Below are 12,876 nucleotides of genomic sequence, written 5' to 3'. Positions count from 1 at the left end.
AATGTGGCAAGAAATTAATTCAATCTCACCACTATTTTAGAGAAGTAATAATACAGCGTTCTCTTAAACTACCAAATATGAACACGCTCTTCTGGTGCCCGGTACATCTTATCGCCAGGTTTTATCTCAAAGGCCGTATAAAAGTCATCGAGATTTTCTGCTTGAATATTTGCCCGTAATTTTTGTGGAGCATGAACATCGATTGAGAGCAGTAATTGCATATACTGTTCCGTAGCTTTCATCCGCCAAATTGTTGCCCAGTTAATAAAGAATTCTTGTGCATTGAAGTCAGCCTCAGTTTTTGCAGCTTCTAGTGCACAACTTAGTCCACCAGCATCAGCAATATTCTCTGAAACCGTGAGCTTACCATTTACCTTTTGCCCAGCAAATGGAATACCATCAAATTCTTTAATCATCTTTTGGGCCAATTGCTTAAAGTGTGCTGAATCTTCATCAGTCCACCAATTATTAAGGTTACCGAATTCATCGAAAAGTGAACCATTATTGTCAAAAGCATGTGAGATTTCGTGAGCAATAACTGCGCCAATTCCGCCATAATTCTGGCTACTACTTTGTTTCAATGAATAAAATGGCGCTTGCAAGATCGCTGCTGGGAAAACAATAATATTCTTAAATGGATGGTAGTAAGCATTGACTGTTGCCGCACTCATTTCCCACCGCATCCGATCAACAGGCTTATTCCAGCGACTAAATAGTTCTTTGTTAGCAATTACTGTTAGTTGATTTAAATTAGCAATTAGGGATTCTTCCTCATCAACTTTAAATTGATCATAAAGTGCAGGAATTTTATCAGGGTACCCAACTTGGATTCCTAATTTATCAAGCTTTAGGATCGCTTTATCACGAGTTGCCTTGCTCAGCCATGTGTTATTCGTTAGCCGACCCTTGTAGACCTTTATCATTTGTTCAACCATATAATGAACATCAGCTTTTGCTTGCGGCCCAAAGTATTTCTTACCATAGTAGTCCCCAGCAACTTGACTAAACATATCACGAGCAAGATAATAAGCAAATTTACGTTGACTAACTGGCTTCTTACTTCCAGATAAAGCCCGGTTGTACCGACCGTTAATTTCTCGCATCTCGTCATCAAGATAACTAGCATTTTCACGAACAACCCGAATTAATGCCCAACTCTTAAATAGTGCAAAATTATCTTTTAAAATGTCATTAAGTGCCTTAAAATACTCTGGCTCCATAACAATTACTTTTTCGGGTTCTTCACCAACTAATTGTTTAATAACAGCCGCAATATCCAGTTGATCAGTTGATCCAGCTAATTCAGCAACGCTTTGTGGATTATACATTTTGCTATAATCTGCCGCTTCTTCCGCACTCTTAACATGTGGTGCAAGTAAAGCATCAAACTTTTTAGCATCATCAATGAGCTTAGCAGCCTCTGTCTTACTGTAGCCCAGCTTATCCAATAAGGTTGCAACCATTGATGACCATAATTGGAGTAGTTGGTCGTGTTGCGCCTTTTTCCCTTCTGCATAATAACTCTTATCTGGAAGAATTAATGATGGTGATGATGCAAATAATGCATAGACAGTCGCGTTTTTCATATCAGCATCAATATCAAAACTAATCGGTGATGGCATCCCCGATAGTATCCAGTTTTTCCATTGTGTCTGATAGTCCGCATATGATTCTAGTTTTTCAACACTGGCAAGCATTCGCTTTAACGGCTGGGGACCAACTTTTTTACGCCAGTCGAATTTCTTAGCTATACGATAAAGCTTAATCATTTCATTAAAGCGTGAATCATCAGCTTTTTCTCGACCATCTGCATAAGTATCAAAATCATCCATTAACTGCTTATCAATCTCATCAACAAGGTCATTAAAGCCCCCCGTTGCCGGTTTATCATCAGGAATTTTGGCCGTCTTTAACCATTCACCATTTACTGCTTCATATAAGTCATCTTTTATTAATTCGTTATTTACTGCCATTTGCAGCACCTCCTTAAAAGGTTACATAACTATTATACTATGCTCAATCTACTTTCACGAAAATTTACTCTAATCCATAAATGGTGCTAGTAACGTTTTTCTAGCACTCTCGGAAAACCATGAATCATGCTGCATCAATAATTGATTAACTGCCTGATAGTTAGCAAGATCAACTTTCCCTTTAACTAATCCTGCTATTTGAAGCTGACGGGCAAATTGGACATCCGCGGACTGTAAGATATTACGGAAAACTGGCTGTTCATCTGGATCCCAGCGTTTATTAAGCAAACCAACTGCTCGTTGATATTCTTTGCTATGAGTAAGTACTTTTTGCATTGCTTGCGGATTAAGAATCGTTGTCATCATTTTATCCTTTCATTTCTAGTACTCTACCTGGCGGATTTTCTACTGATAGTTGACCAACCTTCGTCATCATTAACCAGTAAACATTTCGATAGTGGTAAGTATCTACTTTTTTCTCTCCCCACCCATCTGTAATGATGATTACGATATGTCCCTGCCGCGCAACTTGATGCTGCTGAAGATAGTCAAAGACACATTGAAAACTAGTCCCGCCACCACCATGACGGATCAGTTCAATCTTTTTGCCTGGTCGAATATATTCCTTAGAAGTTACCTTAGCATCAAAAGAATAAACTGTTGCTGCCAAATGTGACTGCTTAAGCATCTTCTGAATTATCACTAGTGTCTGGCCTAATTCTTCATCTCTTACCGATCCTGAATTATCAATAAAGATATCAACTGCTGGCGTTAATCTTGCTACCGTTCCTGGCAAATCCATCCGTAACGGTTGGCGACGATTAAATCGTGCATGTGAAGGCTGCTGTCCGCGTACAATCATTCCAAATTGCTGCCGTAAAATTTGCTGCCATTTAACAGTTTTAGTTACCGTAATAGCATCTAACTTCTCTTTGATACCTCCTGGCAAGAGGCCACGATCCCTTTGTGGAGTATGCTGATACGCCTGTTGTAAGATCTTCTTAATATTAGCTAGTCGTATTGTCTGATTATTTAATTGATGAGCGTTAGAATTGGTATTTTTCCAGCCAGCATGACTATCTAATGCAGGCCTTATTTCTCCAATAGCGTGGCCCTGCTGACCTGCTTTTAACTTTATGCCTTCTTGACGCAGTTTTTCTTGTTGTTCGACTGGCAGATTCTCTAATAAAGTGAGATAGTTCTGAGAATCTTGTTTTGGCATGATTCTACGGCGCAGAAGTCGTTGCAACTGTCCGAGCGTCATTGTTCCTTGTGGCGGTTCTGATAAAAATTGATTAACAGCGACATCTGTTGCAATTTGAACCAACCCCGGATGAGGAGGATTAGCATACCGCAACGGATGTTCCCAAATAATATGTAATGCTTCATGTTCAAGCAATTCTTTTAATTCATCACTCCGCAAGTGGACTAACCGTGAAGGATTAAACGCCAAAACCAATCTATCATTGTGCCACTCTAACCCCATAACTGCAGGTAGCTGTGACTTTTCCTCACGTGGTAATTGTAATAAGACTTCACCACTCATCCGATGATCTTGCAATACACTAACGATTGCTGCCGTGATTAATTGATCAGCATTATTATTTGTTTCTCGGTGGCGGAAGCGGTGGAACATTCGTGAAATATTCATCAGTTATCACCGCGCGTAGCAACCTTAGCAAACTCCTTATAAAGATCTGCTACGTTACCATGAGGATGCTTAATTGCTTGTTCATACATCGGCTGGAGAACAGCAGTTAATTGTTCACCAACAGATTGCGCTATTGCGTATTGCCCATCTGGACTAACAAGTTGAAAATATTCGTTAAACAACTGTGCATCTTTTTCCGTTGCTAAGTCTTCGTGCAACCACGACCTTAATAGCCGAATTTTAGTTGCATCATCGCATTCTGCAAATTGTTTTTTTCCATTTTTTGCTTCTTTAAGTACTTTTATCGTTAATTCATGTCCTTGAGCTAGAACAAATTGAGCAAACGAAACCCCAATCTCACTACCAAGATCGCCGCTAAATAGGTCCGCTGCCAATTGTTTTTGAACTTCATAATCTAGTGCCTGTAATTGGTCTAAGTTTTTAGCTACCCGTTCCCAAGCCCGTGGCGTCGGTGCTAAGTCTTCGTTATTAGAATCAATGATTAACAATCGCTCTGGATATTGTGTAAGGTACTTAACTACCAAATCATTTAAATTATTTGACCGTGCCCATTTTAACCATTCAGTAGTCGAATTTGTCATCACTAGGCGGATTGTCCGATCCTTAATCGCTGCGTCACCAATTGCTACGCCATAATCACGATCAGTAAATCCTGCCATCGTTGTATCCGGATTTTCTGCAATGATAATTTTGACCGTTGATGGCAATTTTAACGCGTTAATTTTTCGCTGAAGCACAAGGTTCATAAGTTCACTCTGAACTGCTTGCGTCCCACGGTTAAATTCATCTAAGAACCAAATAATCGGTTGCGATGGGTGATTTTCCGCATGTTTAATAATACTAATTAAGGTTTCCGAATAGCCGAATTGAACATTTGCAAGGCGACCATAATTCTGTGTCTCAACAAATGAATCACTAGTCAAGGGAGGTACTGGAATCGCTAAGTCCCCTTTCTCACTTAAACTAACAACCGTGGTAAACAATTCTGCCCCTAAATTAGTAGCTATTTCTTGGACTAACGCTGACTTCCCGATACCTGCATCCCCAACAATATTTGGAACATTACCGGCATCCAAAACTAGTGGCACCGCAGTTAAGAGTTGCTGATAAGTTAATGCCATTTCTCAGTCCTCCCAACCATGATTTTCGATATCCATATCTCTTTTCTTCATATTCGAAACATAAGGATTGCCCTTTACATAAAATCGTCGTGGACTAAGACCATTGGCTGCCTTTAAGTTAACACCAATCCGCGCAGTTGTTATAATTTCCCGGGGAATTTTAAAATCCTGTAAGTCCACCGTTAACGCACTTGTTTCCATTGGCTGACCATCCAAATCACGAGAATGAATTCCCAGTGCCTGAACCAATTTCCCCGGACCATTAGTAATATTTACCCCTGTCATTTTACGATTAGCCTTCATTTGTTCAATATTAAGCGTAGGTTCCATTCCCCGTAATAAAACTCCCTGCGGCTCTTCTACATCTTGAACAACAATATCAAAACAGTAATGTCCCCTAATTTGGTAAAGATAAATATTACCGGGCATTCCATAAAGTGATTCTGAATATCCGGTTCGGCGACCATTGAATGCATGAGATGCTGTATCGTGTTCTCCTAAGTATGCTTCAGTCTCAACAATATATCCGCCAACGATTCCCTCATCCGTTTTATACTTAACCATTTTGCCTAATAAGCTTTGAGCGATTTCTGTTGTTGGCCGACCAGTAAAAAATTGTTGATATTGCGTTAGCATCTTTATTTTCCTCCTCAAAAGAACTATTCTAAACATAACATACTAAGTATAAAGAGGATAAACACGTATGAAACTTAAGCTAGAACGAATTTACACCAAGCCTGCTGATCTAGATGGTTACCGGATCCTGGTTGACCGAATATGGCCACGAGGGATATCTAAGGTTAACGCTCACCTTAACAAATGGCTCAAAGAAGTTGGACCTAGTAATGATTTACGAAAATGGTATGGTCATGACGTAGCGCGCTATCCAGAGTTTAAGGAACGTTACTTAGCAGAACTAACTGCTAATCCCGTCTACTATAATTCACTAAAAGCGATTGTCCAAGAACAATTGCAATCGCAAAATGTAATCATCTTATATGGTGCCAAAGATGAAAAACATAATCAGGCGGTCATCCTAGTTGAAAAACTAACTCAGGATTTACATCTTAGTATCAAATAAATAGTTCAAATTACGAATTTAGTGTTTTTTAAAGATATTTTGTTATATAATGATAAATGAGAATTTGATTCATAATTCTCTAATACCCTAGAACAATCTATCTCTATAGTTCTATAATTCTTCCTTCGAAGTCATCATATTTACCCAGATGGTTTTTATGAACTACATTGATTTACTTATTCTCATCTTAATTGTGTATTAAGGCGAATGGGTATTAATAACCCCCTAGTTTCATTTTATGAAACAATTATCTGATATGGTGGAAGTCTGTTATTGAAGTGGTTAGCAGACTTCTGCTTTATATTTTTAAACCAACTTAGCAGCCCAACTGCGGCCATCTAGTTCACCCGCTACGTTTGCTAAGCGTTGAGATTGTTTAGTCATTAATTGATCTAATGCCCGATAAAATGCCTGATCTTCATAAGTCGGGCTTTTTTTAATTAAAGCCGCTAATTCTTTATGTGCCCACTGTTGATTTTCATTCATTTAATAATCCTCTTTTTCACGTAACCATTTAACTGACATATATAAATCATCTAATTCGTCTTGCTGATCATTTAATAGCAATAATAATTGCTCTATTTTAGCACGTTGGACTGGGTCATTTTCATTTGCAATCTTTTTCTCTAACCTATCAGCAAACCATTTTACTTCATCCTTAAAATGACATAATTTAGGAATTGCCAAATACTGCTGGTAGCAAATAAAAAGTAATTGTCGCTGTTCATCACTTTGTTGATCAAACTGGTATATCGGAAAGGCAGGAAGATACTGCAGGCCTAAATTATGAGCTAGTGCTTCATACGGGCGTAATAATTCTGCTATCGTATACTGCTGACTTGCGCCGGGCTGAAATGAAGAAGCAGCATGACCAACCGTGACAACGATTCCTAGTTCGCGACCAGTCACTAAATGGTTATTAACGAGATAATTATCCCATACCTTGTCTAACCATTCCTTTAAGATTGCTGGTGCACTATACCAATACATTGGAAACTGAAATATTATCCGGTCAGCAGCACTAAGTAAACTTTGTTCTCTTTTAATATCAAATGGAGTCGCAAGCTGATGCCACGTAACGTTCTCATCAAATGAAGCAGCCGTCTTTAAAAAGGCCTCTGTCGCCGAATTTTCTATTTGCGGATGGGCAACTACTACTAGTGTCTTCATTTACGCTGCTCCTTTAATATCGACATCCCCTGTTGCAATACATCATCTGTTACCTTAACTGTTAGAAAACGCTGCAAGGGTGTTTCACTATGGCGGTCCTTAAATGCCATTGGTTCAGCGGATAAGATAACAACCGTCAAGTTATTTTCCGTAAGCATCAACTGACCAGGAACTTTATATTTACCCTTAGTATGTTTACCTGTTCGCCATGTATGGAGCTTAGTTTTCCCCTGTTGGTCTGTTTTTAGTTGGTATTTACCGCTAGCATCTGGTTCAACTGGAATTCCTGTAAACTTTTGCACCTCATACTTATCCTTTTTCCCCATAAGCATCCCCCTTTATCTTTCCTTTTACAATGTACAATTATGCTGACAAAGGCTGCCAACTTATTCTCCCTTGTTAAAAAGGCTAGTCTTTTAGCAGTCCTGTTTATCACAAACTACTTTTTCCCAAATAACGCTGCCATTTTTGCAGCAACTTCGGGATCAAGATTATCTGCGAGAGTACTTTCAGTAGTTTCTTGTTCCTTCTGCTGGTTAGCAATCGTCTGCTTAAGGTCATCAATTATCGCTTGCTCACCAACTTCAATTGGATTAACTGTTAAGCGACCACCAGCTGCATCTGCATGGCCACCACCATTAAAGTATTTCTCTGCGAATTTAGCAACATCCAACTTGCCATTACTTCGAAGCGAAACACTAACGGGACTAACTACTAATGCGGCGTCGACTTCAGGATGCTGCTCCAATAATTCATGGGCAATTTCAGACTTGTAATCACTCGCATAGACAACCCCAAATTTATGCCCATCAAGTTCATCAACTAACACATCTTTCAAATGGCTTTTAAGATACTTTGCCCGTCGCTCGTTAAGTGTCCGAATTAATAAACGATTAGCATTTTGATATTGTTGCCAACCAGTATTAAAAACGTTTTGAACAAACTCTTCTGAATCTTGTAATGGATAAAACCAGAAAAGTTGGTCAAAGTCGTCAGCGTCAATCCGTTCCTGTTCAGTCATATCTGGATCATTTTGCCAATCCCACGTATCGTACGCCCGAATTAATTCTACAAGATATGCTATCTCTTCTTGGCGTTGTTTTTCGAGCTTTTCAAAATGTGGTTGTGTTTTTAGCCAATCCCAAACTAAGCTTGTTGCACTCGGATTAATTGTCGGATCAGCGGGCAAAATGCTATTGGCAGCGTACTTTTGGCGTAATTCAGCTTCACTCTCATGGTGGTCAAAAACAAGCCAGTGATTAGCGAACCGCTCATTAAGAAGCTTAAAGGAGTAGTCACTATCCGGCGTCATATCCATGATATAAACATCAGTAAAACGGCTTGCTTCCGCCGTCTGCATCCAGTGGCTTAATTCGCCATCGATCCGCCCTGCTCCACAATTAGTCATATCAAACTCAACATCTTCAAACATTACTGGCTGAAGTGTTTTAAGTAATAATGGTGCACCAAAACCATCCAAATCATTATGAGAAAATAATTTTATTAACCGTTGTGCCATTTTTTATCCTCGCAATACATATTTTGCTTTTTATTATACCGTAGAAAAATTGCTAAACTACACTTAATTACTGACACCAAGTTAACTTACTGCTATTATTGAAGCTAGTAACTTATTTTAAGAAAGGAAAATTGTCATGCAAATTTATGATTACCGGCAAGAACTAATCGATCTTTTAAATAATACCTCTGCCGATCCGCAAAGTTTATTGCAAACACAGCGTAGTCTAACAATGATTCTCAATATTCTAAATCATTACCAGGCCAGCACACTAGCTAAGGAACCCACGCCACGGTTTGTGCAACGAAAAGTACAAACACCTCAAAACGGCTTATCTCCTAATGCCCGTAAAGCCTTAAAATCTCTTCTCACCGGACCATCAATTGAAAAGGAAAAAGAGGCGGTACCACATAATACAACTACTGATCGGCCAATCGCCCCTACGCCAAAAGAAATTACAGAAGAAGAACGCCTAGCAGCAGATAATCGTTACATCGTTCATCGTAAGCTAAGCGGAGCAGAGATTAACCATCACTACTATCCAGAAGTACTGCTCCATTCTCTTCCATTCCCAGTTGAAGATGGTGATATTGCACAATTAGATTATGAGCAAAAAGTTCGTGGCTTACCAGCTATTCGTCGAATCACTGGTGACCATCTTCGTGAATATACTCCCGAAAAAATTAATGTAGTCGAATACGGCGAGTTAAAACAGGTTGCTGGTTCTGATGTTCTCCAAATCAGTAATACCATCAAGGGTAACTCAATTGTTGATGAAGCACCAGAAAATACAATTGTTATTGATCCTTTCAAATATCCAGGTCGTGACATTAAAGCAGGAATGGTAATTGACTATGCTTATTATGATCGTGGCAATGGACTCGCTGATGCCAAGAATGGTTCAATTCGCTGGATTCATGAAAAGAAAGATTACGACACGACCAAACAGCCAGCCAAGCCAAAAGTTATTAAAAAGGCTTCTAACCCCCGCCATGATTACGAAAAGAAACTTGATTATGACCTCCACCAGCGAAAGGTGCTGGTCATCACGGGAATCCGTAATAAAGTTAAGGGATTAAAACCAGTAATTGATAAACACCACGGTCTGTTCCGTGGCTTGGATGCTTCCGCGGAAGAAAAAGTCTCCAGTAGCAAATTAAAGCGGGAAATCCGGGATACGGACTTTGTAGTTGTCTGCATTGATGCCATTCACCACCGGATTAGCCAGCTTGCTAACCACCATGCTAAACGGTACGAAAAGCCGCTTGCCATTGCGAACGTGACATCTAATACTGCTGTTGAGCGAGCAATTGCCCGTGCTTTAAATGGTGACCCTGCATATGCCGAAAGTAGTGAAGATTTAAAAAATTATAAATAATTCCTAATTTTACTGTTGACTTTTATTAAAAATCAGTTAGTATTAGGTACAACAATTTAATTATTCGATCGCAATGAGAAAGAAGAGTAAATTAAACGATAGCTTCAGCGAGTCTCGGTTGGTGTGAGGAGACAGTTTTGACTTTAATTGAAAATCACTTTCGAGTCTATAGCTTAAATACCAGTAAGCTATAGTGGTTACACCCATTATCGTGTCAGCGTATCGCCATCAGTGGCCGTACGTGCGAGGTATTGTGAGTAATTGCAATACAAAGATAGGGTGGTACCACGCTCAGCGTCCCTTAGCCGGTTTGGCTAAGGGACTTTTTTGTTGGGATCAGATTAGGAGGAGAAAACATGCAAGATCTAACATCGCGCAAGTTAACTTTTAAGAATTATCTAGTTGTTGCGTCACTACTTTTCGGATTATTCTTCGGAGCTGGAAATTTAATTTTCCCATTACACCTTGGACAATTAGCTGGTAGTCATTGGGGACCAGCTGCTGTCGGTTTTCTAATCACCGGTGTTTTACTACCACTACTATCAGTATTGGCTGTTGCCGTTACTCGAGCAGAAGGGGTCTTCGATATTGGTCGACCACTCGGCGTTAGCTTCGCCCTTGTATTCATGGTCCTTATCCACGCAACCATTGGTCCACTATTTGGAACACCACGGACTGCTACAGTATCATTTACTGTTGGTCTGGCTCCGTTCGTTGACAAACAACACCAATCACTAGTATTGCTATTATTTTCTGCCTTATTTTTTGCGGCCGCATTCTTCTTTTCATACCGTGAAAACGACATCCTTGCTAACATCGGTAAGGTATTAAATCCTGTCTTCTTAGTTCTTTTGTTCCTCGTTTTCGTAGTCGGCTTCGCAAAACCTCTTGGTAACCCCGCAACAGCACCAACTACTAGTGCTTATGTTCACGGAGCATTAACTAATGGTTTCTTAGAAGGATACAATACCATGGATGCGCTTGCTGGGCTTGCATTTGGGGTTACGGTAGTCACTGCTGTTCGCTCAATGGGACAACATACCGAAAAAGCAGTTTCAAAAGTTGTTGCTAAAGCCGGACTACTTTCAATGGGCGCCGTTGCCTTTATCTACCTACTATTAATCCTACTTGGTGCAATGTCTCTTGGACGGTTTAAAGTTTCTCCTGATGGTGGAGTTGCTTTCAATCAATTAGTTAACGCTTATGCTGGTGCCTTTGGTCAAATCGTCCTTGCATTCTTACTAACAGTTACTTGCCTTACTACTGCCGTTGGTTTAGTCGCTGCTTTTGCCCAAGATTTTCACAAACACTTTCCAAAAGTTAGCTACCATGCATGGCTCGCGCTTAGCTGCCTCGCTTCATTTCTTACTGCTAACTTTGGATTAGACCAAATCATCGCTTGGTCAACCCCAATGTTGATGTTCCTCTATCCATTATCAATGGTCCTTATCCTTTTATCAGTTGCCTCGCCACTTTTCAATCGTGATGGTGTTGTTTACTTCTTCGTGGTTCTATTCACCGTTGTACCAGCTCTCGGTGATATGGTCGTTGCCTTTCCTGCTGTTGTAAGCCAAAGTGCATTTGGCCAATCAGTGGCATCACTGCGAAATACTTTACCACTTGCAAGTATGGGACTTTCCTGGCTAGTTCCAGCACTAGTTGGCTTAGTCCTCGGTCTCTTAGTTCATTGGTTTCGTCGCCAACGAGTTACTTCCACCGATGTTCAAAGTGAAGTAGATTAATAAGCGTTTCATGGATTATTAAAGGACGACAAAAATCGACTACTAGGCCGGTTTTTGTCGCCCTTTTTCTATTAATCTTTTTTAGTGAGTTTAATTAGCCGTGCGACATTTTCCGCTACAATTGCAATATCGTCGTTAGCATCGTTAATTGCCTGAGTAAGTGATTTAGCGCCATTTGGTGTTGAAAAAATGGCATCAATAATACCATCCTCATATAAGCTTTCCACTCCTGCGCCAATTTTACCAGTCAATGCGATCACATGTGCAGTCGGCGCAACTCGCTTAGCTACTTTTGCTACACCATAAGGAGTCTTTCCAAATTTAGTTTGAAAATCCATCCCTCCTTCACCGGTAAAAACATAATCACTATCAACTGCCTTCTCTGCAAGATGGCTATATTCAGTGACAATCTCAATTCCCTTACGCATCTCAGCATTCGTAAATGCTAACAAACCAAACCCGAGACCACCAGCTGCACCACCGCCCGCAGTATACTCTAAACTTTCACCAAGGTTACGAGTTACAATCATCGCAAAATGGTGTAGGTTTCGATCCAACTGCGATATCATTTTGTTTGTTGCACCCTTTTGCGGTCCAAAAACTACTGCTGCTCCATCTTTACCGGTCAATGGATTAGTTACATCCGAGGCAATAATTATTTTCGTTCGCTGAAGGCGTGAATCTAGGGCTGTTGTATCAACATGTTTAAGATCCGCAAGACCGCCACCGCCCAGTTGAATCTCCTGCCCATCGGAAGAAAGTAAACGAACTCCTAATGCTTGAGCCATGCCTGCACCGCCATCGATTGTCGCGCTTCCACCTAGGCCGATAATAATTTGATCAACATTTTGGTCTAACGCCGCACGAATTAATTCCCCAGTTCCATAAGTCGACGTAATCATTGGATTCTTCGTCTCTTTATTAAGATACTGGATTCCGCTGGCGGCTGCCATTTCTATTACAGCCGTCCTACTATTACCTAATAGCCCATACTTAGCACGCACTATTTTCCCAAGTGGGTTATGAACATTGGCCGTCATGATTTTACCACCAGTAGCATCAACCAGGGATTGGACAGTTCCTTCGCCACCATCAGCCATTGGGATAATCTCATAATCTGCCTGGGGGAAAATCCGCATTATTCCCATTGCTATTGCGTTCGCAGCTTCTTTAGCCGTTAAGCTTCCTTTAAATGAGTCTGGGGCAATTAAAAATTTCAT

The 12,876-nt window shown here is 40.3% G+C and carries 13 protein-coding genes and 1 other annotated feature; of the genes, 3 read left to right on the top strand and 10 right to left on the bottom strand.

Translation table 11 applies throughout. From position 1 onward, the window contains the following. Positions 1-68: 68 nt before the first annotated feature. From H5S39_RS05675 to H5S39_RS05655, 5 genes are all read right to left on the bottom strand, one after another. A complete protein-coding gene (locus H5S39_RS05675; protein WP_182596127.1) occupies positions 69-1,973 on the bottom strand; it encodes a M13 family metallopeptidase in 1,905 nt (634 codons plus the stop codon). 69 nt (positions 1,974-2,042) lie between these two features. Continuing rightward, entirely contained in the window at positions 2,043-2,336 is a 294-nt protein-coding gene (locus tag H5S39_RS05670) for a hypothetical protein (RefSeq protein ID WP_182596364.1), read from the bottom strand. A gap of 4 nt (positions 2,337-2,340) precedes the next feature. Further along, positions 2,341-3,624, bottom strand: coding sequence for a vWA domain-containing protein (locus H5S39_RS05665; protein WP_182596126.1), 1,284 nt, complete (start codon positions 3,622-3,624; stop codon positions 2,341-2,343). Then, positions 3,624-4,766, bottom strand: a complete 1,143-nt coding sequence (locus H5S39_RS05660; RefSeq protein WP_182596125.1) for an ATP-binding protein — start codon at positions 4,764-4,766, stop codon at positions 3,624-3,626. Before H5S39_RS05660 ends, H5S39_RS05665 begins: the two co-directional genes overlap by 1 nt. A gap of 3 nt (positions 4,767-4,769) precedes the next feature. Then, complete coding sequence (locus H5S39_RS05655) at positions 4,770-5,402, bottom strand: DNA-3-methyladenine glycosylase (RefSeq protein WP_182596124.1); 633 nt, start codon at positions 5,400-5,402, stop codon at positions 4,770-4,772. A gap of 67 nt (positions 5,403-5,469) precedes the next feature. Here H5S39_RS05655 and H5S39_RS05650 point away from each other — a divergent pair, with 67 nt between their 5' ends. Then, a complete protein-coding gene (locus tag H5S39_RS05650; RefSeq protein ID WP_182596123.1) occupies positions 5,470-5,847 on the top strand; it encodes a DUF488 domain-containing protein in 378 nt (125 codons plus the stop codon). Between the two features lie 306 nt (positions 5,848-6,153). Here H5S39_RS05650 and H5S39_RS05645 read toward each other — a convergent pair whose 3' ends face one another. From H5S39_RS05645 to H5S39_RS05630, 4 genes are all read right to left on the bottom strand, one after another. Then, positions 6,154-6,333 (bottom strand): hypothetical protein, encoded by a 180-nt coding sequence (locus tag H5S39_RS05645; RefSeq protein ID WP_182596122.1) that lies wholly within the window; start codon positions 6,331-6,333, stop codon positions 6,154-6,156. After that, positions 6,334-7,017: an NAD(P)H-dependent oxidoreductase gene (locus H5S39_RS05640; RefSeq protein WP_182596121.1), complete on the bottom strand. Its 684-nt coding sequence runs from the start codon at positions 7,015-7,017 to the stop codon at positions 6,334-6,336. It lies immediately after the preceding gene. After that, complete coding sequence (locus tag H5S39_RS05635; protein ID WP_182596120.1) at positions 7,014-7,343, bottom strand: DUF7671 family protein; 330 nt, start codon at positions 7,341-7,343, stop codon at positions 7,014-7,016. Before H5S39_RS05635 ends, H5S39_RS05640 begins: the two co-directional genes overlap by 4 nt. 113 nt (positions 7,344-7,456) lie before the next feature. Beyond that, a complete protein-coding gene (locus H5S39_RS05630) occupies positions 7,457-8,536 on the bottom strand; it encodes a DHHA1 domain-containing protein (protein ID WP_182596119.1) in 1,080 nt (359 codons plus the stop codon). A gap of 136 nt (positions 8,537-8,672) precedes the next feature. Between H5S39_RS05630 and H5S39_RS05625 the strand changes: the two genes are divergently transcribed. Both H5S39_RS05625 and brnQ read left to right on the top strand, forming a co-directional pair. Further along, positions 8,673-9,914: a DUF2325 domain-containing protein gene (locus H5S39_RS05625; protein ID WP_182596118.1), complete on the top strand. Its 1,242-nt coding sequence runs from the start codon at positions 8,673-8,675 to the stop codon at positions 9,912-9,914. Between the two features lie 64 nt (positions 9,915-9,978). Further along, positions 9,979-10,219 (top strand) — a binding site (T-box leader). Between the two features lie 51 nt (positions 10,220-10,270). Continuing rightward, positions 10,271-11,656 carry a branched-chain amino acid transport system II carrier protein gene (gene brnQ / locus H5S39_RS05620; protein ID WP_182596117.1) on the top strand — a complete coding sequence of 462 codons (1,386 nt, stop codon included), beginning with the start codon at positions 10,271-10,273 and terminating at the stop codon, positions 11,654-11,656. Positions 11,657-11,727: 71 nt separating this feature from the next. On the opposite strand, the gene H5S39_RS05615 is transcribed toward brnQ, so the two are convergent. Further along, positions 11,728-12,876 (bottom strand): glycerate kinase family protein, encoded by a 1,149-nt coding sequence (locus tag H5S39_RS05615; RefSeq protein ID WP_182596116.1) that lies wholly within the window; start codon positions 12,874-12,876, stop codon positions 11,728-11,730.

Source organism: Limosilactobacillus rudii (genome assembly GCF_014145455.1).
Classification (GTDB): domain Bacteria; phylum Bacillota; class Bacilli; order Lactobacillales; family Lactobacillaceae; genus Limosilactobacillus; species Limosilactobacillus rudii.
This window is presented reverse-complemented; position numbering and strand designations above follow the sequence as displayed.

Bases quoted from the DNA above. Each gene is read 5' to 3' on its own strand.
- H5S39_RS05675 (WP_182596127.1), bottom strand. From the start codon at position 1,973: ATGGCAGTAAATAACGAATTAATAAAAGATGACTTATATGAAGCAGTA.
- H5S39_RS05670 (WP_182596364.1), bottom strand. From the start codon at position 2,336: ATGACAACGATTCTTAATCCGCAAGCAATGCAAAAAGTACTTACTCAT.
- H5S39_RS05665 (WP_182596126.1), bottom strand. From the start codon at position 3,624: ATGAATATTTCACGAATGTTCCACCGCTTCCGCCACCGAGAAACAAAT.
- H5S39_RS05660 (WP_182596125.1), bottom strand. From the start codon at position 4,766: ATGGCATTAACTTATCAGCAACTCTTAACTGCGGTGCCACTAGTTTTG.
- H5S39_RS05655 (WP_182596124.1), bottom strand. From the start codon at position 5,402: ATGCTAACGCAATATCAACAATTTTTTACTGGTCGGCCAACAACAGAA.
- H5S39_RS05650 (WP_182596123.1), top strand. From the start codon at position 5,470: ATGAAACTTAAGCTAGAACGAATTTACACCAAGCCTGCTGATCTAGAT.
- H5S39_RS05645 (WP_182596122.1), bottom strand. From the start codon at position 6,333: ATGAATGAAAATCAACAGTGGGCACATAAAGAATTAGCGGCTTTAATT.
- H5S39_RS05640 (WP_182596121.1), bottom strand. From the start codon at position 7,017: ATGAAGACACTAGTAGTAGTTGCCCATCCGCAAATAGAAAATTCGGCG.
- H5S39_RS05635 (WP_182596120.1), bottom strand. From the start codon at position 7,343: ATGGGGAAAAAGGATAAGTATGAGGTGCAAAAGTTTACAGGAATTCCA.
- H5S39_RS05630 (WP_182596119.1), bottom strand. From the start codon at position 8,536: ATGGCACAACGGTTAATAAAATTATTTTCTCATAATGATTTGGATGGT.
- H5S39_RS05625 (WP_182596118.1), top strand. From the start codon at position 8,673: ATGCAAATTTATGATTACCGGCAAGAACTAATCGATCTTTTAAATAAT.
- brnQ (WP_182596117.1), top strand. From the start codon at position 10,271: ATGCAAGATCTAACATCGCGCAAGTTAACTTTTAAGAATTATCTAGTT.
- H5S39_RS05615 (WP_182596116.1), bottom strand. From the start codon at position 12,876: ATGAAATTTTTAATTGCCCCAGACTCATTTAAAGGAAGCTTAACGGCT.